20 protein-coding genes are annotated in these 25,296 nt (G+C 68.7%); 7 read left to right on the forward strand and 13 right to left on the reverse strand.

Annotated features, from left to right (window positions below):
- Window positions 1-371 precede the first annotated feature (371 nt).
- Both ACFWY9_RS20600 and ACFWY9_RS20605 read left to right on the forward strand, forming a co-directional pair.
- Window positions 372-1,067 carry a GTP pyrophosphokinase family protein gene (locus ACFWY9_RS20600; protein ID WP_378339571.1) on the forward strand — a complete coding sequence of 232 codons (696 nt, stop codon included), beginning with the start codon at window positions 372-374 and terminating at the stop codon, window positions 1,065-1,067.
- Between the two features lie 187 nt (window positions 1,068-1,254).
- Window positions 1,255-1,494: a hypothetical protein gene (locus tag ACFWY9_RS20605; protein WP_378339572.1), complete on the forward strand. Its 240-nt coding sequence runs from the start codon at window positions 1,255-1,257 to the stop codon at window positions 1,492-1,494.
- Here ACFWY9_RS20605 and ACFWY9_RS20610 read toward each other — a convergent pair.
- Both ACFWY9_RS20610 and ACFWY9_RS20615 read right to left on the reverse strand, forming a co-directional pair.
- On the reverse strand, window positions 1,487-2,575 hold the full coding sequence (locus tag ACFWY9_RS20610) for a winged helix DNA-binding domain-containing protein (RefSeq protein ID WP_378339574.1): 1,089 nt from the start codon (window positions 2,573-2,575) through the stop codon (window positions 1,487-1,489). The two genes, ACFWY9_RS20605 and ACFWY9_RS20610, sit on opposite strands and share 8 nt — an antisense overlap.
- Window positions 2,576-2,578: 3 nt before the next feature.
- Window positions 2,579-3,190, reverse strand: a complete 612-nt coding sequence (locus ACFWY9_RS20615; protein WP_378339575.1) for a DinB family protein — start codon at window positions 3,188-3,190, stop codon at window positions 2,579-2,581.
- Window positions 3,191-3,251: 61 nt separating this feature from the next.
- Between ACFWY9_RS20615 and ACFWY9_RS20620 the strand changes: the two genes are divergently transcribed.
- Complete coding sequence (locus tag ACFWY9_RS20620) at window positions 3,252-4,265, forward strand: helix-turn-helix transcriptional regulator (RefSeq protein WP_378339577.1); 1,014 nt, start codon at window positions 3,252-3,254, stop codon at window positions 4,263-4,265.
- A gap of 75 nt (window positions 4,266-4,340) precedes the next feature.
- Here the strand turns inward: ACFWY9_RS20620 and ACFWY9_RS20625 are convergent, their stop codons facing one another.
- On the reverse strand, window positions 4,341-4,733 hold the full coding sequence (locus ACFWY9_RS20625) for a hypothetical protein (protein WP_378339578.1): 393 nt from the start codon (window positions 4,731-4,733) through the stop codon (window positions 4,341-4,343).
- Window positions 4,734-4,916: 183 nt separating this feature from the next.
- Here ACFWY9_RS20625 and ACFWY9_RS20630 point away from each other — a divergent pair, with 183 nt between their 5' ends.
- From ACFWY9_RS20630 to ACFWY9_RS20640, 3 genes are all read left to right on the forward strand, one after another.
- Complete coding sequence (locus ACFWY9_RS20630; protein ID WP_378325850.1) at window positions 4,917-5,639, forward strand: Crp/Fnr family transcriptional regulator; 723 nt, start codon at window positions 4,917-4,919, stop codon at window positions 5,637-5,639.
- 82 nt (window positions 5,640-5,721) lie between these two features.
- A complete protein-coding gene (locus tag ACFWY9_RS20635; RefSeq protein ID WP_378339580.1) occupies window positions 5,722-5,919 on the forward strand; it encodes a hypothetical protein in 198 nt (65 codons plus the stop codon).
- A gap of 38 nt (window positions 5,920-5,957) precedes the next feature.
- Window positions 5,958-7,736, forward strand: a complete 1,779-nt coding sequence (locus ACFWY9_RS20640; RefSeq protein ID WP_378339582.1) for an aKG-HExxH-type peptide beta-hydroxylase — start codon at window positions 5,958-5,960, stop codon at window positions 7,734-7,736.
- A gap of 7 nt (window positions 7,737-7,743) precedes the next feature.
- Here ACFWY9_RS20640 and fxsT read toward each other — a convergent pair whose 3' ends face one another.
- The 9 genes from fxsT to ACFWY9_RS20685 form a co-directional block, all read right to left on the reverse strand.
- Window positions 7,744-12,153: an FxSxx-COOH system tetratricopeptide repeat protein gene (fxsT, locus tag ACFWY9_RS20645; protein ID WP_378339583.1), complete on the reverse strand. Its 4,410-nt coding sequence runs from the start codon at window positions 12,151-12,153 to the stop codon at window positions 7,744-7,746.
- A gap of 1 nt (window position 12,154) precedes the next feature.
- Window positions 12,155-13,240, reverse strand: a complete 1,086-nt coding sequence (locus ACFWY9_RS20650) for an AAA family ATPase (RefSeq protein WP_378325845.1) — start codon at window positions 13,238-13,240, stop codon at window positions 12,155-12,157.
- Window positions 13,237-15,075 (reverse strand): hypothetical protein, encoded by a 1,839-nt coding sequence (locus ACFWY9_RS20655; RefSeq protein ID WP_378339585.1) that lies wholly within the window; start codon window positions 15,073-15,075, stop codon window positions 13,237-13,239. Before ACFWY9_RS20655 ends, ACFWY9_RS20650 begins: the two co-directional genes overlap by 4 nt.
- Before the next feature lie 505 nt (window positions 15,076-15,580).
- Window positions 15,581-16,324, reverse strand: coding sequence for an ESX secretion-associated protein EspG (locus ACFWY9_RS20660; RefSeq protein ID WP_378339587.1), 744 nt, complete (start codon window positions 16,322-16,324; stop codon window positions 15,581-15,583).
- 27 nt (window positions 16,325-16,351) lie between these two features.
- Window positions 16,352-17,683: a hypothetical protein gene (locus ACFWY9_RS20665; RefSeq protein ID WP_378325842.1), complete on the reverse strand. Its 1,332-nt coding sequence runs from the start codon at window positions 17,681-17,683 to the stop codon at window positions 16,352-16,354.
- 2 nt (window positions 17,684-17,685) lie between these two features.
- Window positions 17,686-18,333 (reverse strand): DUF3558 domain-containing protein, encoded by a 648-nt coding sequence (locus tag ACFWY9_RS20670; protein ID WP_378339588.1) that lies wholly within the window; start codon window positions 18,331-18,333, stop codon window positions 17,686-17,688.
- Window positions 18,330-18,791, reverse strand: coding sequence for a hypothetical protein (locus tag ACFWY9_RS20675; protein ID WP_378325840.1), 462 nt, complete (start codon window positions 18,789-18,791; stop codon window positions 18,330-18,332). Before ACFWY9_RS20675 ends, ACFWY9_RS20670 begins: the two co-directional genes overlap by 4 nt.
- Window positions 18,792-19,240: 449 nt before the next feature.
- Window positions 19,241-19,717 (reverse strand): (2Fe-2S)-binding protein, encoded by a 477-nt coding sequence (locus ACFWY9_RS20680; protein WP_378325839.1) that lies wholly within the window; start codon window positions 19,715-19,717, stop codon window positions 19,241-19,243.
- 14 nt (window positions 19,718-19,731) lie between these two features.
- Window positions 19,732-22,047: a molybdopterin cofactor-binding domain-containing protein gene (locus ACFWY9_RS20685; RefSeq protein WP_378339589.1), complete on the reverse strand. Its 2,316-nt coding sequence runs from the start codon at window positions 22,045-22,047 to the stop codon at window positions 19,732-19,734.
- Between the two features lie 231 nt (window positions 22,048-22,278).
- On the opposite strand from ACFWY9_RS20685, the gene ACFWY9_RS20690 reads away from it, so the two are divergent.
- On the forward strand, window positions 22,279-23,910 hold the full coding sequence (locus ACFWY9_RS20690; RefSeq protein ID WP_378339591.1) for a long-chain fatty acid--CoA ligase: 1,632 nt from the start codon (window positions 22,279-22,281) through the stop codon (window positions 23,908-23,910).
- Here ACFWY9_RS20690 and ACFWY9_RS20695 read toward each other — a convergent pair.
- Window positions 23,880-25,100, reverse strand: a complete 1,221-nt coding sequence (locus ACFWY9_RS20695) for a PucR family transcriptional regulator (RefSeq protein ID WP_378325835.1) — start codon at window positions 25,098-25,100, stop codon at window positions 23,880-23,882. The genes ACFWY9_RS20690 and ACFWY9_RS20695 overlap by 31 nt on opposite strands.
- Window positions 25,101-25,296 lie beyond the last annotated feature (196 nt).

Raw genomic sequence — 25,296 nt, forward strand, 5'->3', positions numbered from 1 at the left:
TGGTTCGCTACGGCGCGGTTCGTGAGTGAACTCGTCGGCAACGGAGCGTTCGCGACATCGGGCGAACGGAGTCGGCGAGCGCAGGGAAGTCCGAGGGACGCCCTGGGTGCATCCACCGCACCCAGGGACGCCCTTGTCACACCCCAGGCCAGCGCACCGAAGGCGTCCTACAACACAACCGGCGACACACGCGGCCCCAGAATCCTTAGTGAGAAAACCTCAATGTGGCATTCACGGAATCACGCCTTCCCCGGGGAAGGGGCCTGCGTCACATCGAGTGAGGGACCTCGGCCACAGCGGGTGACGGGAACCCGGTTATCGTGGAGTTCGTTGATTCACTCGAGGGTTGTCGCAGGTCAGTGAGGGTAGGAATGGACAGCGTTTCGCGGAAGGCCACCCCGCGTCCGGTGAGCACCGGGTCATCGGCGCGCGCGGCCGCCGCGGTCACGGCGCAGGACGAGCAGGCGGTCGGCCCCGAGCTTTCGTATTCCCGCTTTCTCCTGGTGTACAAGTTCGCCATCGAGGAGCTGATGACGAAGCTGCGCATCCTGAGCGAGGAGTTCGACTTCGTCCACCGGCATGACCCGATCGAGCACATCACCAGCCGGGTCAAGCGGCCGGAGGCCATCCAGGACAAGCGGCGCCGCCGGGGCATCCCCGCCGACCTGGCCGCCATCGCCGAGCACCTCGACGACATCGCGGGCGTGCGCGTGATCTGCCCCTTCATCTCCGACGTGTACCGTGTGGCCGACATGCTCACGTCACAGGACGACGTGGAACTGCTGCGCCGGAAGGACTACATCGCGAACCCGAAGCCCAACGGGTACCGCAGCCTGCACCTGATCGTGCGCATCCCGGTGTTCCTCTCCGACCGGGTCGAGAAAGTGAAGGTCGAGCTGCAGTTCCGCACCATCGCGATGGACTTCTGGGCGACCCTGGAGCACAAGCTGTTCTACAAGTACGACGACCGGGTCCCCGCGGACTTCGCCGAGGAGCTCGCCAGTACCGCGATGATGTCCGCGCAGCTCGATGCCCGGATGGAGGCACTGCACGAACGGCTGCGCTGAACGACGCCCCGACGTCCTTTGTGGACTTCGACGCCGGGAAGGGACCCTTGCGGGACCCGAGTGCCGCGAACGTTCCCTTCGCGGCGCTGGATACTGTCTTCACCGCCGAGATTTGTTCGGTACCGGTGTAACCATCTTCCCCGGTAGCGCGATGTAGGGCCTATCTCCGGAGACCAGGAGGTACCGCATGAGCACTCGCGGCAAGTGGCGGGGACTGGCGATCACCTACGGCGTCGTAGCGGGTATCCAGGGTTATCTGGCGGTGACCACCAGCGTGACGTGGGCTGTGGTCGTCGCGTCGGCGTGCGGGCTGATCGCGATCGCGTGCGGCGTCACGGCTTGGCGTGTGACAGAGAACGGCCATTCGTCCAGCACATCGGCACAGGACCGACACTCCATAGTGGACAGGAACCACACGCTCAGCTGATCCGCACGCGGTCACTGTCGTTGCCGGAGAGGAACAACGCCAGCGCCTGCCCCTCCTCGGCGACGTCGGCGCGTTCGGTCCGGGAGAAGCGCCGCAGCGGGGTGACGCTCACGGTGTCCGCCTCGACGCTCCAGGTCGCCGCGACCCGGCCGTCGACGAGGACGACGCGTTCCCCGGCGACCGACAGGCCGCGGTGGTCGTCGTCGATGATCCGGCCGCGGTCCTGGTAACCGAGGATCGCGTTGTCGAACGCCGGCAGGAACCGCACCGGGGCGGGCGTTCCGGGATCCGGGCGGGGCGCGTCCGGCAGGTCCAGCAGTTCCCGGCCACGCTCGTCGCGGAAGGAGACCAGCTCCTCGCGGATCGCGGACACCGCCGCGGGCAGTCCGGCGAGGCCGCACCAGGCACGCAGGTCCGCCGACGCCGCCGGGCCGAACGCGGCCAGATAGCGCCGGACCAGTGTCTGCCCGACCGGGTCGGCGCCATCCGGGGACGGCGGGTCGATCTCGCGCCCCAGCCACGAAGAAAGCAGGACGTAGCGCACTCCCGCCTTGGTGCGCCACAGCCCGCGCGGCGGCAGCTGCACCACCGGGAGGAGCGCGGCGATCAGCAGCTCGCCCAGTGCCCGCGGTCCCGGTCCCGGCCACCGGTCGGCGAGTTCCCGCGCGAGTTCGCCCATCGAGCGCGGTACGTCGTCGGCCAGTACCGCCCGGCCCGCCGCCGCGAGCTCGCCGAGGTTCACCCCGTCGAGCTCGCGGCGGTAGGTGCCGAGCACCCGTTGCCGCAGCATGGCGTCGTGCCGGGCCCGCCAGGTCAGCACGTCGTCGGCGGTGAGGAGGTGGACCGTGCGGCGCATGAGATGCGTCCGCACCACCCGCCGCCCGGTCAGCAGGTCGTCCAGTGCCGCCGGCTCGAAGGCACGCAGCCGGGACCACAGGCCGACGAACGGTTCCTGTGGTTCCTGCGCCTGCAGCCCACACAGCTGCCCGACGGCGTCGAGCACCGGCAGATCGGCACGGTCGAGCAGCAGCTGCCTGGCGAGCGTCGCGCGGTTGAGCGCACGGGTGTCGAGAACGGGCACCGGTCAGCTCGACTTCTGCCCGTCGATGCTCTCGCGCAGGATTTCGGCGTGTCCGGTGTGCTGGGTGGTCTCGGCGATGACGTGCAGCAGGACCCGGCGCACGCTCCACACCGTTCCCGGCTCGTGCCAGGGCGCGTCCGGCATCGGATGGGTGACCGACAGGTCGGGCAGGGCGGCGATGACCTCCGCGCTGCGAGCGGCGACCTGCTCGTAGTGCTCGATGACCCCGGCCAGCGTCTCGCCGGGCAGCAGCCGGAAGCCGTTCTGGTGGTCGATCATCCACTGGGGGATCTCACGCGCGGTACCGGCCGCGATGTCCGCCCAGGTGACTCCCTCCGGCAGCTCGTAGTTCATCGCGCCGGGGCCTTCCACCACGAACCGCAGCCACTGCGCCTCCATGGCCGCGACGTGCTTGAGCAGGCCGCCCAGACACAGCGCGCTGACCGTCGGAGTTGCCTTCGCCTGCTCGTCGCCGAGCCCGCGAGTGGTGTTGATCAGGGCCGAGCGCGCGGTCGCGAGCAGGGCGAGCAGGTCGGTCCGCTCGGCGTCGAGCGTCGGGGAGGACGAGGTGGTGGTCACGGTGTTCGGGCCCTTCGGGTTGTCGTTTTCCGGCACGAGACCACGATGACAGGAGTAGCGGCCAGGATGTGTCCGCTACGCGGGCAGAATGGAAGTCATGCCGAAAACCTCAGCACGGCTGCTCTCCCTGCTCTCGTTGCTGCAGGCACGCCGGGACTGGCCGGGGACGCTCCTGGCCGAGCGGCTCGACGTCAGCCCGCGCACGGTTCGCCGCGACGTCGACCGCCTGCGCGAACTCGGCTATCCCATCGTGTCCACCAAGGGCCCCGACGGTGGCTACCGGCTCGACGCCGGCCGGGAGCTGCCGCCGCTGCTGTTCGACGACGACCAGGCCGTCGCCCTCGCCGTCGCGCTCCAGCTCGCCACGACCTCCGGCGCCGGCATCGAGGAAGCGGCGGTGCGCGCGCTGAACACCATCCGGCAGGTCATGCCCGCGCGCCTGCGCCATCGCATCGACACACTCCGGGTCACCGCGGTCGAACGGCCGGCGAACCGGCCGGGCCCTCAGGTCGACAGCGCCGTGCTCATGGCGCTCAGCGCGGCCGTCCACGCCCGCGAAGTGCTGCGCTTCGGCTACGCCCCGGTCACTCTCCCGGACCGCGGCACCGGCACGGACACCCCGCCGCGCCGGGCGGAGCCCCATCACCTCGTCACCTGGGGCGGCCGCTGGTACCTCGTCGCCTGGGATCTCGACCGCGACGACTGGCGCACCTTCCGCGCCGACCGGATCACGCCGCGCATTCCCACCGGCCCCCGGTTCACCCCGCGCGAACTCCCCGGCGGCGACGTGGCCGCGTTCGTGGCTGGCAAGTTCCTGGGCACCGGCGACACGGGCGGCTGGCCCTGCCGCGGCGAAGTCGTCCTCGATCTCCCCGCCGCCACCGTGTCCGGCTACACCCGCGACGGAATCGTCGAGGAACTGGGCCCCGACCGGTGCCGGCTCGTCGCCGGCTCGTGGTCGTGGCCGAGCCTGGCCGCCGGCCTCGGCAGGTTCGACGCCGACATCGAGGTCGTCGGCCCGGCCGAACTCAAGGCCGCCTTCGCGCGGCTGGCCCGCCGCTACACCAAGGCCGCGAACGGCACACCCGCCACGTCGTCCCCCGCCCCATGAGCCCGTATGTCCACAGTGGACAATCCGGGCGGCGGGAAGAGCCGGTGCCGCCCCCACGCGGCACCGGCGTCCTGGTCAGTGCCATGGCACCGCCACCAGCGCCAGCACCATGGAAACCGGCCAGATCACGGCCAGCAGCACGGCACTGCCCGCCGCGATGACGATCGCCGCGGCCACCGCCGCCGCCACGAGCCCCCCGGCGACCGAGAAATAGCAGAGCCCCAACGGCCCGAAGACGACGGTCCAGAGCAGCGCCGCCCCCGCCGACTTGCCTGCCGGACGGTCGACGGGATACCGGCCGGGGCCGACCACTTCCCGGCCGGCGCCCTGGTACCAGCCGCCGGACACGAGTGGGGGATGCGGGGTGAAGGGCTTCGGGTAGATCCCGAACGACCTCGGCGGCGGCATCGCCCCGAACTCCTGGCGCCCGGCCTCGTGTCGTCTCACCACATTCTCGGCCCCACGCATGACGTACCTCCCCGGTCACGGCGTAAGGCCTGGTGAAGTGGCCTGTCGCCTGGCACAATTGCTGGTTGCGGTCAGAAACTTCGGCTGTGTTGCCCACTGACGATGCTGGCGGTCCGGGGAAGCGAGCGATGCGTCAAATGGAACACGGGGCCAAACCGGGCCCGTCGGAACGGGAGGGGCCACGTGACGGGTTCCTCCGCCATTGAGAATGGGGAACGCAGAGCCTGGTTCCGGCTGACGCAGTCGGAGCGGGCCGCCCTCACCGCCGCCGGGTACGTGAAGGTGTGGCGTCCCGGCCAGATCCTCGCCCTGCAGGGCAGCCCGCCCGCCAGTGTGTTCGTCGTCCTGCGCGGCTGGGTGAAGATCAGCGCCACCAACTACCGCGGCGACGACGCGCCGCTCGCCGCGCGTGGCCCCGCCGAGATCGTCGGGGAACTGGCCCCGATCAGCGGCCTGCCAAGGGCCGCGACGATGTCGGCCATCGACGAGGTGCACACCCTGGTGGTGGCGCGGGAGAAATTCCTGGGGGTACTGCGCGCCTGCCCGCGCATAGCCGAGGAATTCCTCCGCTCGGCGGCGATCCGCCTGCAGGAGTCCGATCGGCTCCGCCTCGAATCCGGAGGGCCGGACTTTCCGCAACGCCTGGCCGCGGTGCTCCTGGAACTGTCTTTGCAGCACTCACCCGGCGGAGCCGGGGACAAGCAGGTCGATCTCCACTTCAACCAGGGCGAACTGGCGAGCTTCGCCCGCGTCTCCCGCAGCACCCTGGTCCGTGGCCTCGACGAACTCCGCAAGCTGGGCATCGTGCGCACCGCCCGTCAGCGCGTCACGATCACGCGGCCCCACGCCCTCCGTGAACTGGCCGCGGGCCACTCGCCTTCGCCGCGGGAGGACCGGTTTGATTGATACGGCGTCGTTGTGGGCATCTCGGTTATCCTGGGAAACATCTGGCTCTCGCAACCTTTGGGTGGTAGAGGAGATCGGCACAATGAATTCGTTCTCGGCCAGTACCGAACCGGACATCGAATCCGCGTTGATCGACCTCGACGGTGTCCCTTTCACGGCATTGCGAGAGCTGGACGACGCTGCTCTCCGCCATTCGGCGAATCACGTGGTGGAACGCACCAGGCATGTCCGCGCACGCTACCGGAGTGGAACCGGCAACGCCGGTGAGCGCATCGACTGATGCCATCACCGCCCAGTGAGCGCCCCACGTTCCACCGCTTGTCCTGGCGGGATTTCGACGCACTCGCGCGGCTCGACGGCGATGAGGACATGGCACGTCGGCTGCGCCGGGCCGAGCGGAGCAGACGGAAGCTGTTGTTGCACGCGCTGATGACCGAGGCGGCGAAAGTCTCGGAATCGCTGGGCCCGTTGCCGCCGCTGGACTCGGTCTGGGAACTGCTGGCGCGGGCCGAGGCCAGATCGCCGAGAACGGTGAACCGGATGCTCACCAGTCCCTATACCGGGAGCTGGGCGGGCTACACGACTCGCTTGCTGCGCAACGGAATCGACGGTGTCGGTCCACTGTGGATGCACCTGGGGCACGTGCACGCGATCGCGGCGGCCGCGGCGATCCAGGCGGAACTGGACTTCGAGATCGCCATCCCGGTGTGGCACGGCAACGCCATCCTCCCGGCGCTGGGCATGGCCCGATTGCCCGCCACCGCACAATTCTCATTGGCGACAGTACGCGGCGCGAGCAACCGCTACGTTGTCTCGACCGCCGACACCGCGGTACGGCTGCCGGTCGCGTTCGCCACCGACGGACCGGGCTGGTGGGGCATCCGGAAAGTGCGGAGCCGAGTCGGTGCGCACCGGTTCTCGCTGCGGTTGGACGACCTCGACCCCTACCGCGGCCTTTACGAGCCGATCCCGCCCGAACGACTGCCCACCGGAGACGTCGCGCGGTGGCAGCGACTGATCGACGAGGCGTGCCGGTTGATCGCCACGCACCTGCCCGAGCTGGCCGAGGTCATGCCGGTGGGGCTGAATTCACTGGTGCCGAAGCCACATGTCCTCTTCCGGAATCCGAGCGCTTCGACCGGGGAAGCGTTCGGCAGCGCGGTGGTCGGGCTGCCGACCGATGGCGCGGCGCTCGCCGCCACCCTGATCCACGAGTTCCAGCACATCGTGCTCGGCGGCCTGCTACACCTGATCGAGCTGTACGAGCCCGATCCGGGCGAGCGGATCTACGTGCCGTGGCGGGACGACCCGCGACCGCTCAGCGGTGCGCTGCAAGGGGTTTACGCCTTCTTCGGGGTCGCCGCCTTCTGGCGGGCCCTCGCTCGGGCGGATGCGACATCCCGGCGCGCGGCCTTCGAATTCGCCTACTGGCGCAGGCAAAGCTGGCACACCCTCCAGTCGCTGCATGCGGACGCGACCCTGACCGCCGCCGGACGCCGGTTCCTCGACGGCATCGCCGAACGCCTCGGCCCCTGGCAGGACGAGGCCGTATCGGCCGAAGTGAACGAACTGGCCGAGGCCGTCGCCCGGGACCACCTCGCGGGCTGGCGCACGCGTCACCTGCGACCGAATCCAGCGGCGGTCACCGAACTGACGGAGGCATGGCTGAGCGGACGTCCTCGGCCGACCGCCGCCATCAACGCGGCCGATCTACCGCCGACCCCGGTACCGGACGGTTCCTGGTCCCGTGCCCGGACCGACCTGATCCGGCTCACCGTCGACGACGCGGCCCCGTCCCCGGAAGCGCGGCCCAGGGTCCCGGGCGCCACCGCCGGCGATTTCGCTTACGCCCGCGGACATTTCGCCGAGGCGGCCGAGTGCTACCGAGGGGAACTGTCCGCGTCCCCGGACCGCCCGACGTCGCTGGTCGGTCTCGGCCTCGCGCTGTCCGCGCGAGGCCCGCATCCGGCCGCGCGCGCCCTGCTGCGCCGTCCCGAACTCGTCCGCGCCGTGCACCGGCAGCTGCGCACCGCCGCTTCACGGCCACCGACCGTGGAGCGGCTGGCCGCGTGGATCGGCCAGCTCATCCCCGAGTAGCCGTTCCCTACATCAACATGGGGTCGATGTCGCAGTCCGCGCGGATACCGCGGTTCGCGGCCTGGGTCCCGGGGTGTGCTTCGCCGAGAACCCGGCGGTACTTGACCAGAATCGGGTCCTGGAAGGGAGCGGCCTCCTCGGCACGGCCCGCGGCGGCGAGGTCCAGGCCGAGATTGAAGCAGGCAGCCAGAACGGTGGGGTGTTCCTCACCGAGCACCTGGCGACCGCGTTCGACCGCGTCGCGGCCCAGTTCGATCGCCTTTTCGAACTCACCGAGCGCGGAGAGGTCACTCGCCAGGTTGACCGTGGAGATGACCGCGTACGGGTGATCCGGGCCGATGCCGGCACGGAGGTGCTCGAGTGCGCGCTCGTCGAGGGTGCGGGCCGCCGCGGCGTCGCCCTGGTGCCGCAACGTCACCGCGAGGTCGACGGTGGCGGCCAGAGTGTGGGGGTGATGTTCGCCGAGGCCCCTCCGGTATCGCTCGAAGGTGTCCTCCCCCAGCTTCTTCGCCGCCGCGAGGTCACCCGAGTGGCGGAGATCGATGGAGTGCGCGAGAGCACAGGCCATGGTGGTGGAGTGGTCGTCGGTGTAGGCCAGCCGGAATCGGTGGAGGGCGTCGTTGGACAGGGGGAGCGCGCCGTCGTGGTCGCCGTCCTTCCGCCGGGCCACCGACAACAGGAAGCCGTAGGCCACCGCGTCCAGCTGATCCGCGCCGTAGCGGGTATGAAAGTTTTCCGTGACCCGTTCCTGCTGGACTCGCGCCTGACCGTATTCGCCTGCCTCACGCAAATCCACGTTCACCGCGCTGTTGACGCTGAAGGTGCGGACGTGGTCACGGCCGAGGACCTCGATCCGCCGCCGGAGGGTGTCCTGGTCCAGCTCCGCTGCGGCGCGGTAGTCACCGGACAGCCGGAGACTGAGCGCGTGCTGGTACGCGGCGTTGAGGGTTTCCGGGTCGTCCTCGCCGAACATCCGCTTGCACTTGGTGTAGATCTCCTCGCTCAGCTTGGTCCCCGCGGCGAAATCGCCCTGGGCCCGGAGATCGATCGTGATGTTCCGCTGGAGGGCGAAGGTCTCCTCGTTCTCTTCACCGGACACCTGCATGCGCAAGGCCAGGGTGCGCTGGTTGAGTTCCGCGGCCTCGGCGTAGCGGCCGATCGCCCACAGGTACAGCCCGAGCCGGGACGACACCTCGAGTGTCTGCGGGTTGGTCGGGCCGAGGATCTCGGTGAAATGCTCCCGTGCCTGCTTCCCGAGCCGGGCGGCCTCCTCGTGATCGCCGTATTCGAACAAGTACCGCATCAGGTTGATGTAGAGCTGACGCGGCCAGCTGTCGTCGCAGTCCAGCACATTGGCGGCGTAGGCGTGCGGCAGCAGTTCGCGGTAGCGCGACCAGTGCCTGCTCGACTCGGGGTCGTTCGGGTCGAGCGCGGCGAGCAGCTGGTGCGCGCCGTGCTGCATCCGGGCGTGCACCTGGGGTGCCATCACCCGGTTGCGCAGAACCAACTGGACCAGACGGTGCAACTGGAGAGTGTTGTTGCCGTGGTCGATTTTCGCGAGGCCGTACCGGTTGATGTCACGGATGGCACGGGCCAGCTTGATCGGATCGCGTAACGCCGCGTCCAGTTCCGGGGAGATCGAGACCCGGCTGACACCGGTGAGGAGATCACGGGAAATCGGCTCTGGCGAAAAGAAAGCACAAATGTGCAGGATCTGATGGGCTGCCGGGTTGCGGGTTTTCAGCTCCTCGAACGAGACGTTCCATGCGGCGGCGACGGATACTTCGTAGTCCGGGGCCGAAGCGGTGTCGAGGATTTCCTCCACCGACTCGTCGAAAAGACGCAGGTACTCGTGCACGGGCATGCCCGTGACCGCGCGCCAGGCCGCCGCCTGCTCGACGGCGAGAGGGAGGTCGCCGAGTTTCTCGGCGAGTTGGTCGGCGTCGCCGGGATCGATCTCCGGGCCGCGGCGGCCGAGCAGCTCGATGCTCTCCTCCCGCTTGAACACCGCCAGCTCCAGAGGCCGGGCGATACCGGCCCAGTCGGCATTGCGGGAGGTGATCAGGATTTCACCGGGACCGTTGCGCGGAAAGAACGGCAATACCACTTCCGGGCTGTCCGCGGCGTCGAAGACCAGGAGCCAGCGGCGGAACGGACGCCCGGTCCGCAGCGCTTCCAGGACGGCGGGCACCGCGACGTTGGCCTCGGTCGCGCCCTGCACGCCCAGGACGCGCGCGAGTTCGGTGAGACCGGCGCGGATCTGGGTGGTGTGGGTGGCGTCGATCCACCAGACGAGGTCGTAGTCCTGGAGATGGCGATAGATGTACTCGGTGGCCATCTGGGTCTTGCCGATACCACCGAGTCCGTGCACGGCCGACGGGAGGACGGCCGTGGTACCACTGGTGAGGCGTTTGGCCAGCTGGTCGAGAAGTTCACCGCGTCCGGTGAAATTCGGGTTGCGGGGCGGGACATTTCCCCAGACCGGCGGCGGATCCTCGGGCTGGCGGCTGGGGAAACTGCGCGTGCCCGCAGTCGCGGGATGCGGCATCGGCCTGGTCGCGTTCTCGGCCAAGTCGGGCTCGGCGAGACGAGGCGCGCGTCCCTCTGTCGCAGTTGATGTTCCGGCCGTCTCGGGCATCTTGGGACTCACAGTCTCGTTGGGTCTCACAGTTTTGCTCTGGATGGATTCAGAATTGGATACGTCAGGCTCCTGCAGCACCGCGTTCCGCAGCCTGTCAGCCCGGGACAGGTATGGGCCGGAGAGCGCGCGCATAACGGCGCTCTCCAGCTCGACGTCGGCCGACGACTCGAGGGTGAGCACCGGATCCGGCGTGTTGTGCGGATCGGCAATCGCGTCTCGCAGAGCCGAGAGTGCCGGAATCCTGCCACCGAAGTGGGCGGCCGCCACCTGCACGACGCCCGCCGTTTCCGAACGTCGCGCGCCGCTGAGCAGCAATTCCCGAACTGCTTCGGGAAAGGTGAAGGACCCACCTCTGTCCCAAGTGGACTCCCCCTCCTTGGGTCCGGGAGCGTACAGGATGCCCGAAACCAGTAGTTCGACGAGGTGCTGAATACCCGCTTCTGGCAGGAAATGCTGTCCTACCACCCGCGCGACGTCAAGACGGACCGGGACGGCGGCCAGCAACTGGGCCAGTCGTACCGCCTGAGGGGACGCCACACTCCGGAATCGGTGCACCCGTTCCGCGGGTGACATCCTTCCGGGTGGACTTTTGGCTTCGTCCGGGTGGATTCGATCGCCCGCGAGCACAACGGTGCCCTCGGTCGTGCCCGCGTGCGCGCCGGTGACCAGCCTGGCCCACCAGGCCAGCCAGCGCGGCTGCAGTTCGAGCACCGGCACCGGCACGGCTCCCGCCGGTACCACCGGACCGGGCTCGAGCCAGCTGTCGGTCAGGTCGAAAGCCCAGCGGCTGTTGGGGCGCAAGGCATTCGACACCCGAAGGTGTGCTTTGCGCGGCCCCAGCCCACATCGGCCCCACAGCCATTGCGGGAGCAGGTGCACGATGCTCACCGGCATCACCCGTCCCCAGCGGGCGAGCATCGGGTACACCACGTTCTTCTGCCACGCGTCGCCGACACCGTCAGTCACCAGAAGCACAACACGTCGCCCGGACGAGTCGAGAATTTCATCCGGGTCGCGGGCGGGCGCACCGGGAGTGCCACCGCGGAGAACGGGCGTCGCCTGGCCGTTGTCCTTGCCGGTTTCGAGCAACCGGAGCTGAATGCTGCGAAAGGCTCCCAGCTGCCCGAGCAGGCCTGCGAACGCGGACACCCGGGGCCGCCACAACGCCATCGACGGGCCGTTGTCCAACACGAGCGTCAGGTCCAGCCAACGCTCTTTTCTCGATCGTGTGACAGGCCACCACAGTCCTGTCTCCGCGGCCCGGACGGCAGTGGCCTCCTCGTCAAGGACCACATCGTTGATTCGTTGCGAGACCGTCGCGCGTTTCAGCGTTCTCAGAGCGCGAAAATAGTCCAGCGAATCGGGCAACGCGATTCCGCCGCTCGCAGCACCGTCCACCGTCGGTTCGGGCTGTTCGACGGGGCCGGTCTCGGCCGCGGCGACGACCATGCCCGGATCGTCTCCCGGCGACAGGACACCGGCGACCAGAGGAGACCGAGGCGAAAGTGACGGCGCGGGCGGGTTCTCCCGGGGTTCCGACGGTGCCTGACGGATCGGCGCCCCACTGTCGAACGTCGGCTCCGGCTCTTCCACCGGCGCGGCCCTCGGAGTGCCTCCCCCGGGGGTGATAGCAGCGGCCAGCCATACGGCGTCCGCGACCTCGGTCCAGCTCAGGTCGTCGAACTCGAGCCTCGCGCCTGTTCCGCGCGAGGCGGCGCCCCGCGGTCCCGTCGGCGGGACGGAACGCGGGTCGGAACCGTCGGCTGGCCTGCCCATTTCACCGCACCGTCAGTCGTTGCCAGAGCGCGTCCACCAGCCGCGGCCACGCCTCGTGGTCCGGTTGATACGCACCCGAGGTCGCCAAGTAAACCGCGTCGAGCAACCGGTCCGTGGGCAGGCCCCCTTCTGCCTTGCTCCGCTCGGCGAACTCGCGGACGAGCCGGTCGTGATGATCGCCGTCCTGCTCGGCCAGATGACCCGCCACGATCGCGGCGAGTTGCTCGAGATCCGGATTCTCTATCCGCAGCTGAAGGCACCGGCGGAGGAACGCGGGCGGGAACTCCCGCTCGCCATTGCTGGTCATGACGACGATCGGAAAGGCACGGCAGGCGACCCTGCCGTCCCTGACCACAGCGGCACGCTGCGGATCGGCGGTGTGCACGGTGACTTCCGGCTGCCGGTTACGCACCCGGGCCAGCTCCTCGACCGGGAATTCACCGTCTTCGAAGATCGAGAGCAGATCATTGGGCAGATCCGCCTCGGACTTGTCCAGCTCGTCGATCAGCAACACACGCGGGAGCCGCGACGGCAGGAAAGCCGTGCCCAGCGGGCCGAGCCGCACGAAATCGCCGATCGGCGGCTCCTCGGCCTCACCACCCCGCTGCGCCTGGCTGGTCGCCGCGGCTTGGACCCGGCCGATCGCGTCATAGCTGTACAGTCCCGAACCCAGTGTGGTGTGACTGGTGATCGCCCAGCGGAGCACCCTGCCCAGACCGAGTTCGCGGGCGATCCGATAAGCGAGGCTGGATTTTCCGGTACCAGGATTTCCGGTCACCAAAAGCGGGCGCCGCAAATAAAGCGCGGCGTTGACCATGTTCAATTCATTGGGATCGATATCCTGCTCGGAAAGAGTGAACGCGGTGCCGAGCCGCCGTTCCGCCTCACCGTCGTCCTGCGGCGGAATGTCGTGTTCGGGCAGCGGGCCACCGCGGTAGGCGCGCCATGGCGGCGGAGGCGGCAGGATCTGGGCGAGGTCGATGTCGTGGATCGGCCTCCCGGTGCCACGGTAGATCCACCAGTCGGGTGCGTCGGGGAGTGGTCCCCGCCGGTCCGGCGCCGCCGTGTCCTGGTCGTTCACGCTCATCCGCGGTATCCCCTTACTGTCGAGGCGGGATCAACGGCCGGGATTAGCGGTTGGTCGAAAACGATTACCCTTTCAGGATCGTCCCACATTACCACCAAATCATGGGCCAGAGAATTCTTGAACGGTACCGTCGCCCGTGAGCTAGCCAATTTCCGGCGTTCCGGTAGCTCGATAAAGCCACGCTCCGTGGCCAGCACCCAGTCGAGTATCTCGCGCAACTCCTCCGGTCCGGCGTCCGGATGCCACAGGATCACCGGCAGACCGCTGCGGAGCGCACACGTCAACTCGTCCGGTGGAGTACCCGGTTCCGGTTGGGGCGACGGTGGTTCCGTCATCACCAGACCGACCCACCGATCGTCGCTCAACACCGCTTCGATGGGGTGCTCCTTGAACTCCGCGCAACCGGAATAGTGCAGCCGGCCCGCCGAAGGATCGTCGAACATGGATTCCCAGCGCACCCGCCAGGCACGGTGCCAATAACTGGACCGCATCCGTTCCAGCGACCTTATCCCGAGGCGGTAACCGTACCGCAGCAGTTGCGGCTGCCCCGTCGCGTGTTCCTTCGCCCAGCGCCACACCGGTAAGTTGATCAGTTGCCGTGGTAACAGGAACTCCACCGCCGCGGAGACACTCTGACCGGACCAGACGCGCTCGGCCTCGAGGATCACATCGTCGACCCGGAGTTCGACCTCGTCGATCCCGATCTCGCGGATGTCGCCGAGCGGCGGCGGCCACACCTCCGGGTCGTCCTGGCGCCAGAAGGCCAGGGTGCACCGGGCCGGATCCGCCGAGACCGGCTCGAGCATGATCGTCAGGTGCAGATACGCGCGCTCCGGAACCGCGAGCCGGAGCTGGGACTGCCGCGCCAGCGCGGGACCGAGACGCAGCCGGTGCGCCTGCTCCCCCACCCAGCCGGTGATGGCCTCGCCGATCCCGCCGCCGAATTGTTCGGCAAGCAGCCGCAGGAAAGTAACCGAAGGCGGGATACCGTCCGGGCCCGCGTTGAAGTCCATGAGCAGCTGAAAGGCGCTCCAGGCGTCGGTGACACCCTCGAGTGAGGGAACCGGAATGGCCGGGCCGAGCGAGCGGCTCACCATGACCGCCAGCTGGGGGACCTCCAGTTTAGTGAGGTAGTGCCGCAATTTCACCAGATCCGCGCGCGGGACCACGTCCAGGACGAGACCGTCCACTACGACCGTGGGCTGGTCGGCGGCCACCGCCTCTGGTGCGGCAGGCTGGAGAGACGCCGCGACGAGTTCACCGTGCAGCCGAAGGTAGGCCGTTCCGGTGAATGTCTTCACCGACACCGGTATCGGCGTGTACGACTCGGGCAGCAGGCCCGGATCGGGCGCTATGACCTCCTCGAAAAAGCGCTCCGACGAAATGACCGCGACCATCCGGCCCGACTCGGCGAACGCTTCCTTGGCCCGTTGCGCGTCCAGGATGCGAAAGACGGTGTCGACCGCCTCGCCGACCCAGCCGTTCCCGTCGTTCAGCACGTCGCCGGAGTTCAGGCCCACCCGGAGCCGGATCTGGGCCTGCGGGGTACGCGTCGAGTTGTACCGGCGGAGTTCCACCGCGACCCGCTCCGGCAACCGGTCGGCGACGACACTCTTGGATGTGCCGGGCGGCAACAGGATCAGTGCGCCGTCGCCACGATCCTCGCGTGCGCAGGAATCGAAATTGATGTCACTCTCCGCGAACGCCTTCGTCAGCACCTCGTACATGCCCCGGCGCACCGCGATCCGATCGGGCAAGCTCCGGTCGGGCGCGGTGAATCCCGCGACGTCGACTACGACGATCGTGTGATAGAGGGTGCGCGTCAGCTGTGTCACCTGCCCTCCCCTCCGTGACACCCACGTCGCCCTGGCGGCAAGCCCGAAACCTCGATTATGGCGTCACCGCACTGTGGATCATTGTCAAATGACAAAGAAGTGTCCACTCCTCAGCTGACGGACTCGCGGGAACGCGTGTCCCGAAGCACCGCGTGGTCTCCGGCGAGCCGGTCCGGATCCCCACCGGCCGGCCCGCACACCGACCGGCCGTGTCACCCACTTCGCCGCCGACTCGTGCCCCATCATCTCCCCCTCGGCCACACCCTCGCAGTCTGCCGCCCCGCCGCCCACCTCACAGCCCGAAGAACCAATACCACTCGGATGGCGTGCCCGCCAGACCACGCACCCGCGAAAACCACCACCACATCGAGAAAGACCGGAACCAGCCACCGCGCCGTCGGCCGTTCACCCCCGCCGCCGGGACGATGTCAATGCCCAACCATCGAATTACGCTCTCCTGAAGGAAAATCGTCGCGCGCGCGAGACAATCGGGCACGCACCGCGGTTACAGGCTCTCGTGGGTCGTGTTGAGGGTGAGAACGAAGTCGCGTGGGGTCGCCGCCTTGAGCACGACGTGCTCGTCGCCGGTTTCGAAGGACAGGACCCGGCCCCTGCCGGTGAGGTCGACCGCGGTGATCGGGCAGCTGCTGAGCCTGCTTCCGTCTTCGGCGCGCCGCGCGGTGTAGAGCTGGTGAACCGCGTCCCGCGGCTCGGCCATCACCTGCTTCACGTAGTCGACGTCGCCGGTGTCCGGTGGCTCGGCCAGCGGGCTCGCCGATACAGGGTGCGGATCGTCGAAAAATCCTCTCGGCACGCTGACGGTGCGCACAGGCGCGGCGGGAACCTCGGGAAGCGTGTCCAGCAATGTCGTGGCGAACCATTTCGGGGCGACCGGTTCGATGACGACGATGCTGTCGTTCACCACGACGCGCACCGCCACCCCGCCGCGATGCGCGACCAGCACCGCGCAGGACGTGCCATCCTGAAAGGCACTCCAGCCGTAGTACTCGCCTTCGGCGCCGTTGATGACCCGCAACGTCGAGCGCCACAGGCCGTTGAGCCGGCTGTGGCGCGCCAGACCGTGGTCGCCGAGCAGCTCCATGGTGCGCGCGTGCAACCGCCGCGCGAAGTCGTCGGTCATCACGTACCGGAGGTTGGTACCGATCACCGGATGCGGATCACCCAGATCGATCATTTCCCAGGCGGTCAGGAACGCCACCTTCGGCAGCACGACCGGTCTGTCGATCACCTCCACGCGACTCCCCTTCGCGCCCGCTCAGGCGCCGATTGTCGGCGGTACGGGCGGAAGTCCCGTCGTGGGATCCACCTCGTCCGGCCGTTCGCTCCCGGCGAAGAGGGGATCGTCCAGCACGAACCTGCGGTCGCGTTCCCGATCCTCGCCCCTGCCGTTCCGGCCACCACCGCCGGGAGCGATCCCCGCCGGACCGCCCGACGGCGCGGTCCCCGCGTTTCCGGCACCGCCGCCTTGCGCCGTCGTCGCACCGCGAAGCGCACTGCCGGTCTGTTTCCCGGTACCGGTCCCGAAACCGGGGCGGCCGGAACTGCCACCGGACGGGGCGTCCCGTCCGTTCCCGCCGGCAGCACCGGGAAAACCACTCCCGCTGGAGCCGCCGACGCCGGAGGCCCCACCACCGCCGGAAACAACGGAGGAGGAATCATTTCCGGGGAGTCCGAACCGGGAACTCGCGGGGACGAATCCCGCGGTCGTCGTGTCGTCACGGCCGTGCGGGACCGCGGCCTGCCGGCGGTCGATACCCTGCTCACCAGGACTCTGCGCACCAGGACGACGTCCGTGCTCGCTCGTGCTGCCCGGCACCGGTGCCGAGGACCGGGCCGTCGTCCTTTCACCCGCCTGCTGCCACGGGTTCTGCTGTCGTGGCGGAACAATGTGGTGGTTCCCCTGATCAGGGTCCTTGCGGCCACCACCGCCCGAGCCGGCCGCGGTGATCGCGCCGCCGTCGTACGCCCCGAGCTGGCCGTAGTCGATACTGAGCTGGGCGCTGCCTGCCCGGGTCTGCTCGGTGTACTCCCGATAGATCGCCATGTTCCGGTCGACGGTTTTGTTGTAATTGTCGATCGCCTTCTCCGTGTCGGTTTTCCACGGCGATACGACGTCGAAGAAGCTCTTGTCCGGCCGGTTCGGGAGCGGTTCCATACTGGTCTGCGCGCGGGTGAACCCGTGCCCGACCGTGGCGAGACTCCTGCTGTTGCCTTTGAAGGTCACGTCCGCGTCGATCGCTACGTCGCGGAATCTGCGGATCCTCGCCAGCGCCGCGTCCGACGCCGATCCGGTCCATGACGACTCGAGTCCGCTCAGAATCTGCGACGTCTGGCTCGTGAAATCCCGTTGCGCCACGGAAAGTGTTTCGGCAAGGCCGACACCGCGGAACCAGTCGCCGGAATCGCCGTTGATGACCTGGCCGATGACTTCCGGGGCGGGCACGGCCTGGGTACCGAGGTTTCCCTTGAACAGATCGTCCACCCACCCCGCGGCGCCCCCGGCGAGATGAGCGAGCGTCTTGCCGCCTTCCTTCACCTTGCCGAGCACGGATTCCCCGAGATGCGCCACCCCGTCGAAGATTCCCACGATCAGGCACCAGCCTTCGCGCGCAAGGTGGTGACGACCGCGTCCGCTTCCTTGGGGGCGATAGCGCACGGATCCGCCTTACCGATCTTGCTCTCCCCGAGGCTCACCGCGGTTTCCACCGTGAGATTGTCGGCTATCCCGACACTGACCGCGCAGAACTCCCGGGGATCACCGCCGGTCGACGCGACATAGGCCACAGCGGGGAAGCCCTGGATACCCGGCAAGGGCTTCCAGACAGCAGCCTGCGGTTTCGTGTTCTCATACAGGCCGCTCAGGCCGCGACCGGTTTCCGTGACGTAGTAAACGGTTACCTTGGCGCCTCTTTCGAGGTTGTCCCAGATACACTTGGGTCCGATACCCGGCAGGGTGTCGGACCGTCCTTGAGCATCCACCCCGAGTGCCGTTTTGACTTGCTGTGGCGTCAACGCGGCGCATGGGCCGCTCGAGAGCACCGACGAGGAAAGCGGTTCCGCCACCTTGGGCGCTCCGGCATAAGGCAACGCCTGTCCATTCGCCCGGCCGCTCGAAGAGCCCGCCGGATCAACCGAGGATTTCGGCGGCGCCGCCGATCCGGTCTCCCCGCCGGAGCAACCCGCGAGCAGGAAAACAACTCCCACACCGAACACCGAAGCGGTGCTGCGAATTCTCATACGAGATCTCCTCCGGCAGCGGTCCCGGCTTTCGCGATTCCTTCTGCGGCGTTCTCATCGGATTCGTGCGTCCTGCCCAATGCCGTTTCCAGCCTGAAGACCAATTCCTTGAGGTAAGCGTGCTGGACCCGAAGGTGCCCCGCACCGAAGGAGAATGCCGCGGGCTGTCCGTCGGCCCGGCGTGTCAGATCACCGTGGTACGCGATGCTGGCCGGGTCCCGGGCCGGAGGGTGTATCTGCGCCAGCGCGTTCGCATCCGCCTCGGCGTCCTTGACCCTGCCTTTCAGCGCGCGGGCCTGTTCGAGCATTCGCTCGGCTTCACCACGGTCCAGGCTGAAGCCCTTGCCCACGTCTCCTGTTCCTTGCTGGTCCCTGATCCGGAGTTGCTCGTGGGCGAGCCACCCTTGGAACTCGGCATCCAGTCGTGCCACGCCATCCGGCACAGCGGGCTGCGTCATGGCCGTGCGGCCCCCTCTCCCCTCGCCCCAACGACTTTCGGCGCGCCAGGCAGCCCGAAGGAAGTGGACGCAGCGGACCGCCCGGCGCGGAGCACACCGTACTGCGATCGGCCGTCTCGGGGTACAGCTCGGCAGAGGAAGGGGGAGAGCGATGATCGATTACCCGTGCGCGCGGTGACGAGGTGTCACTCGCACCGGTCACCGCCGGGCGGCCATCACACTTTGTCACCAGGCACGGAAGACAGACGGCGACGGGCTTTGTCGTCACATTCGGGAGAGCTACGGCCGTTCGGGTGATAAGCGGTCGACACGAAGCGCAACACCCTCAGCGCATCGGCAACTGTTCGGTGCCGACGCGTTCTTCCTTCGACACCACGACATCGACCTCTCGGCGCTCACCTGGCGAGGATGCCGTCGCAGCCGCGCCAGGTGAGCGCCGGGAGGTGTGGTCACATCTTTCCGGCGCCGGTTTTGATCGCTTCACGAATACGCGAGTAGGTACCGCATCGGCAGATGTTGCGGATTTCGTCGAAATCGGCGTCGCCGATTTCGCGGCCTTCGGCGCGGGCCTTCTTGACCTTGGCGATCGCCGCCATGATCTGGCCGGGCTGGCAGTAGCCGCACTGCGCGACGTCGTGCTCGAGCCAGGCTTCCTGCATGGGGTGCAGTTCGCCGGTGGCGGGGTCGGCGAGGCCTTCGACGGTGGTGATCTCGTCCTCCGGCTTGATCGCCGAGACCGGCACGGAGCAGGGATTGAACGCCTTGCCGTTGATGTGGCTGGTGCAGGCCTTGCAGACGTTGATCCCGCAGCCGTACTTGGGACCGGTGATGCCGAGCAGATCGCGCAGCACCCAGAGCAGCCGGACGTCGTCGGCGGCGTCGACGGTCACTTTCCTGCCGTTGACGATGAAGGTGTGTTGAGGCACGCGGAACTCCGTGGTCAGTAGGTGTGGTCGAGGCCGTCGACGGGCGACTGCGGAATCGGGGGAATCCGGGGTTTGGGCTCGAAACCCAGGGTGTCGTGGTTGATCGGGAACCGGGTGGGCGTCTTCCCGGTGGCACGGCCGTAGGCGCAGGCGACCGCGGCGAGCGAGCCTGCCACGCCCAGTTCCCCGGCACCGCCGGGTTCGCCGTTCGCGGGCATCACGATGATCTTCATCTCGGGCGGGGTGTTCCACTGCCGGGTGTAGAAGTAGTTGTCCCAGCTGCCTTCCAGCGGAAGTCCCTTGTCGATGTGCAGGCTGGAGGTCAGTGCCAGCGCGATGCCGTCGTTGACGCAGCCGATCATCTGGGCTTCGAGACCGCGCGGGTTGATCGGGAGCCCGACGTCCACGGCCATGATCGCCTTGGTGACCCGCGGCCCCGCGACGCCGTTGGGGATCTTGCGGTTCACGGTCTCGGGGCGGCAGTCGATCTCGACGAGGACGGCGCTGCAGCTCTTGTACTCGGAGTGGAACCCGATGCCCTGCGCGGTCCCGGCGGGCATCGCCTTCCCCCAGTTCCCCGCCTTCGCGACCGCGTCGAGCACCGCGCGGTAGCGATCGTTCTTCATGAACGACCGGCGGAACGCGAGCGGGTCCTTGCCCATCTTCGCGGCCAGCTGGTCCACGACGAGTTCCCGCGCGCAGACGACGTTCGGGGAGTACACGTTGCGCATGCTGCCGGTGTGGAACTTCAGCGGGACCTCGTTGAGCAGCTGCGTGGTGACACCGAAGTCGTAGGGAACCGACTGGGACAACGAGAAAACGGTTTCCGAGAAGCCGAGATCACCGACCGGGAGTTTCGCCGCGACCGAGGTGAGGATCTCCCCGAGGCCGTGACCGAAGTCGGTGGTGGCGCTGGTGTGGCGCTGTTCGTAGCTGACCACGTTGCCGAGTGCGTAGTTGACCCGGACACGGGAGATCGACATCGGGTGGGTGCGGCCGTGCCGGGAGTCGTCGGTGCGATGCCACATGAGCTTGACCGGTTTGCCGATCTTGCGGGAGATCTCCGCGGCTTCCAGCGCGGCGTCGCCGAACAGTTTGCGGCCGAACGAGCCGCCGCCGGTGACGACGTGCACCTTCACCGCGCTCACCGGGAGGCCGAGGTTCACCGCGAGCTGTTCCTGGGTGGTGATCGGCGACTTCAGCCCGGCCCAGATCTCGGCACTGCCCGGCCGGACGTCGGCGATGGCGCAGTTGGTCTCCAGCGCGCTGTTGCTGGCGAAGGCGAAGACGAACTCCGCGTCGAGGGAGCTGGTCAGCACCGGCGGAACGGCCATCGGCAGCGTCGCCGCCTTGAGCTTCGCCAGCACCGTCTGGTCGGACTCGCCGTCGACGGTGCCAGGGCCCCAGTTCACCTGCAGCGCGCGCACGGCGTCGATGCACTGGCCGAAGGTCTCGCCCCGCACGGCGACCCCGGTCGACACGATCGCGACGTCGGTGATGCCCGGCATCGCCTTGACCGCGGCGAGATTCCCCACCGATTTCACGGTTCCGTTGATCGTCGGCGGGCGGCACACCATGGTCGGCTTCGCGCCGGGAACCTGGAGGTCCATGGTGAACCGCTTGCGGCCGGTGACCGCGTCACGGGCGTCGATGCGGGTCTGCGGGGTACCGACGAGCTTGAACGCCGTCTTCGTCTTGGGCTGCGCGGTGACCTGTTCGGTCCTGCTGCTCGCGGCGGCCTCGGCCAGTGACCCGTACGTCGCCTGCAATCCGCTCGCCGAACTGATCACACCATTGTGGACGGTCAAAGAGGACACCGGGACGTTCCACTTCGCCGCCGCGGTGGACAGCAGCCGGGACCGCGCGATCGCCGCCGCGGTGCGGACCGGCCCGTAGATCGAGCGCACCGAGTTCGACCCGCCGGTGAGCTGGTTGAACAGCAGTTCCGGCCGGGCGTCGGCGAGGCCGATGACGACCTTGTCCAGCGGCAGGTCCATTTCCTCGGCGATGAGCATCGCGACCGTGGTGGTGATGCCCTGGCCCACCTCGGCCCGCGGCACCGCGAACGACGCCGTGCCGTCCTTGTTCACCTGGATCGCGATGAGGCCCGAGGTCGGCGCGGCGGCCATGGTGAGCGCGTCGCCGAGATCGAGCAGGTCGGCGGGTTCGGGCGGCGAGGGGATCGCCGCGCCCGCCGTCGCGGGACTGAGGGTGTCGGTGCCGATCCGCGCGGCCACCGCCAGCGTGGGCGCGGCGAGGAGGTAACCGAGGAAACGCCGCCGCCGCATGGCCCGCGGCTCGTCTGGGGTGGTCCGGTGCTGCCCTGCCATCGACTGTCCTCCCGGCCGATCCGAACGTTCGCACGCACGCGCCGAGCCGAAAGCCGCGCGGCGATGCGCCTCTGTCGAGAACGAGAGTGTGACACAGACTACTCCGAATGGCCTATGGACCGAATGCCCATTGTTCCGCGCGCCCGCCTGTGCACTGTGTCGAAGAGGTTTGCCCGGCCGATCGGGGCCATGCCAGAAAGGGAGAACTCTGGGCCCCGACAAGGAGAATCGATGCACGGGTTGATGCAGGACCGGCCGCTGACGCTGCCGCACGTGTTCCACCGCGCCGAGCGGATCTTCGGCCACAAGTCGATCCTGACGGCCACTGTGGACGGTGAGTCACGGGTGACTTACGCCCAGTGGGCGGAACGCGTCCGCCGGCTGGCGACCGTGCTCGACACACTCGGTGTCTCCGCCGAGGCACGCGTGGGCAGCTTCGCCTGGAACACCCAGCGTCACCTCGAGTTGTACTTCGCGGTTCCGTGCACCGGGCGGGTCCTGCACACGCTCAACATCCGGCTTTTCGCCGAGCAGCTCCAGTACATCGTCGAGCACGCGGGCGACGAGATCGTGTTCGTCGAGCGCTCGCTGCTGCCGCTCATCTGGCCGCTGGCCGATCGGCTGCCGGGTGTCCGGCACTGGGTGGTGATCGACGACGGCGCCGACACCGAGATCCCGGACGACCCGCGCGTACTCGACTACGAACAACTGCTCGCCGTGGCGGAACCGTTCGACGGCCGATTCACCGTCGAGGACGAGGACACCGCGGCGGCGCTCTGCTACACCTCCGGCACCACCGGAAACCCGAAGGGCGTCCTGTATTCGCACCGCTCGACCGTGCTGCATTCGCTGATCAGCCTCACCGCCGACACGCTCGGGCTCGGCGAACGAGACCGGCTCCTGCCGGTTGTGCCGATGTTCCATGTCAACGCGTGGGGCCTGCCGTACGCGGCCGTGCTCTGCGGCGCCGACCTCGTGTTCCCCGGTCCCGCCATGCGGCCCGGCGCGTTGCTCGGCCTCATCCAGCGGCATCGGGTGACCGTCACCGCCGGGGTGCCCACGATCTGGCTGGGCGCGGTCCCGTTGCTGGGCGACTACGACCTGTCCAGTCTCCGCATGGTCCTCGGCGGCGGTTCGGCGGTGCCGAAGTCGCTGTCCGAGGCGTGGCGGACCGGCGCGGGCCTGCCGATCACACAGGCCTGGGGCATGACGGAGACCAGCCCGCTGGCCACCGTCGCCTCCCCTCGCAGCCACCACGACGGCCTCGGCGCGGCCGCGCTCGCCGGCGTCCGCGCGAGCCAGGGCCAGGCCGTGCCGCTGGTCGACCTGCGCATCGTCGATCCGGAGTCCGGCGCCGAACTGCCATGGGACGGCACGGCTTTCGGGGAGTTGCAGGCGTCGGGGCCGTGGATCGCCGCCGCCTACTTCGGCGGCGGGAGTGACGCGAACTCGTTCACCGGCGACGGCTGGCTGCGCACCGGGGACGTGGCGACCATCGACGCCAAGGGATTCGTGCGGCTGGTCGACCGGACCAAGGATCTCGTCAAGTCCGGCGGCGAATGGATCTCCTCCGTCGAGCTGGAGAACGAGATCATGGCCCATCCGGACGTCGTCGAGGCCGCGGTGATCGCCAAACCGGACGAACGCTGGTCCGAACGCCCGGCCGCCTGTGTCGTGCTCGCCGAGGGCGCCCGCCTCGGCACCGAGGACATCGTCGCCCACCTGACCGGCCGCGTCGCGAAATGGTGGCTGCCCGACGAGGTGCACTTCATCGACGAGGTGCCCAAGACCAGCACCGGCAAGTTCTCGAAAAAGGCCCTGCGCGAACGGTTCTACCCCTCGGGCGTGCTCCCCGGCGCCTGAGCCCTGCCCTCCCGGTACCGCAGCGCCGAGAGCGCCAGCGTGACCTGCGACCAGCTCGCGGTGTCGGTGAGGTCCACCCCGGTCAGCGCCCGGATACGGTTCAGGCGGTTCAGCACGGTGTTGCGATGGCAGTACAGCGTGCGGGCCGCCTGGACCGCGGACCCGGCCGAGCGCACCCACGCCGTCGCGGTGTCCAGCAGTTCCCCGCGTTCGGCGCCGGGCAGCTCCAGCAACGGCCCGAACGTGACGTCGATCAGCCGCCGCGCGAGCCGCGGCGAGCCGAGCACCAGCGCGTCCGGCAGGCAGTCGTCCAGCGCGACGATTCCCGTGGTGCCAGGCGGAATCGTGGCCATCGCCAGCTCCGCCAGCCGCCTGCCCTCCGCCACCTCGGTGAGCGTGCCGAGCACCGGCGAAAGTCCCGTCCGCCCGGACAACGACGGCGCGAGCACCGTGGCCAGCTCCCGCGCTTCACCGCCCGCCGTCGTCACGATCCCGACCGACGCTCCCGGCCTGCGGCGCCACACCACGTGCGAACCGGCCGCCCGCGCCGACCGCAGGGCTCCGTGCAACGCGGCCTGGCCCAGCACCTCGGTCACCACCACCACGAATCCGCCGTCCGGGGGCAGCCCGAGCAGCCGGGTCATCTCGGCGGTGGGCTCGGTGATCGTGCCGTCGAGCAAGGCGTCGAACAGTTCCAGCGTCCGCCGGTCCGGCGGCGCGTACATCTCCTGCTCCACCGCGCGGTAGGCCTCGGCCATCTCGGCGGTGAACTCGTCCACCACCCGCCACACCGTCGTCGCCGACTCGACCAGGCGGCGCATCTCGTCGACGTCGCCGGTGCCCGCCTGCGCGGCGAAGTCCTCCCAGATGACCTGGCCGCCGACGCGCCACGCGTGCCGCACCCATGCGAACGGGCAGTGCTGCCCCGCCCGCCGCGCCCCGGTCGCCCGCGCCGTCTCCAGCAACGCCGACCCGGCCGGGCCGGAACCACTGACCGCCCTGAGCATGCTGCTGATGTTCGCGTCGCACGACCGCCACAGGTCGTCCTTCCGCACCGGGCCGCGGGGCGCGTAGACGTCCTCCCACACCATGTCCACCAGGGTGTCGGCGAGCGACGGCGCTCTGCCCAGCGAGGACCGGCTCAACGACCTCAGCAACGTCGCCGACGGCTCGTGCGCTCCCTTGCCCATGTGATCCACCTTTGGCACTACCCCCGCAGGTGCCGGGCAGTGTAACCCACCGCCACGACAATGCCGGGAAAGCCGGATTTGACCGCCCTCACGCCGGGGCGGGCACGAGGTGCGCTCTTGGTGATCGCACTGTGACTCCGAGGTCACGACGCCGGCGCGGTCATCGGCTGCACTGGCCCGGTGATCATCCGATCGC

The organism is Amycolatopsis sp. NPDC059027 (genome assembly GCF_042739735.1).
Taxonomy (GTDB): Bacteria; Actinomycetota; Actinomycetes; order Mycobacteriales; family Pseudonocardiaceae; genus Amycolatopsis.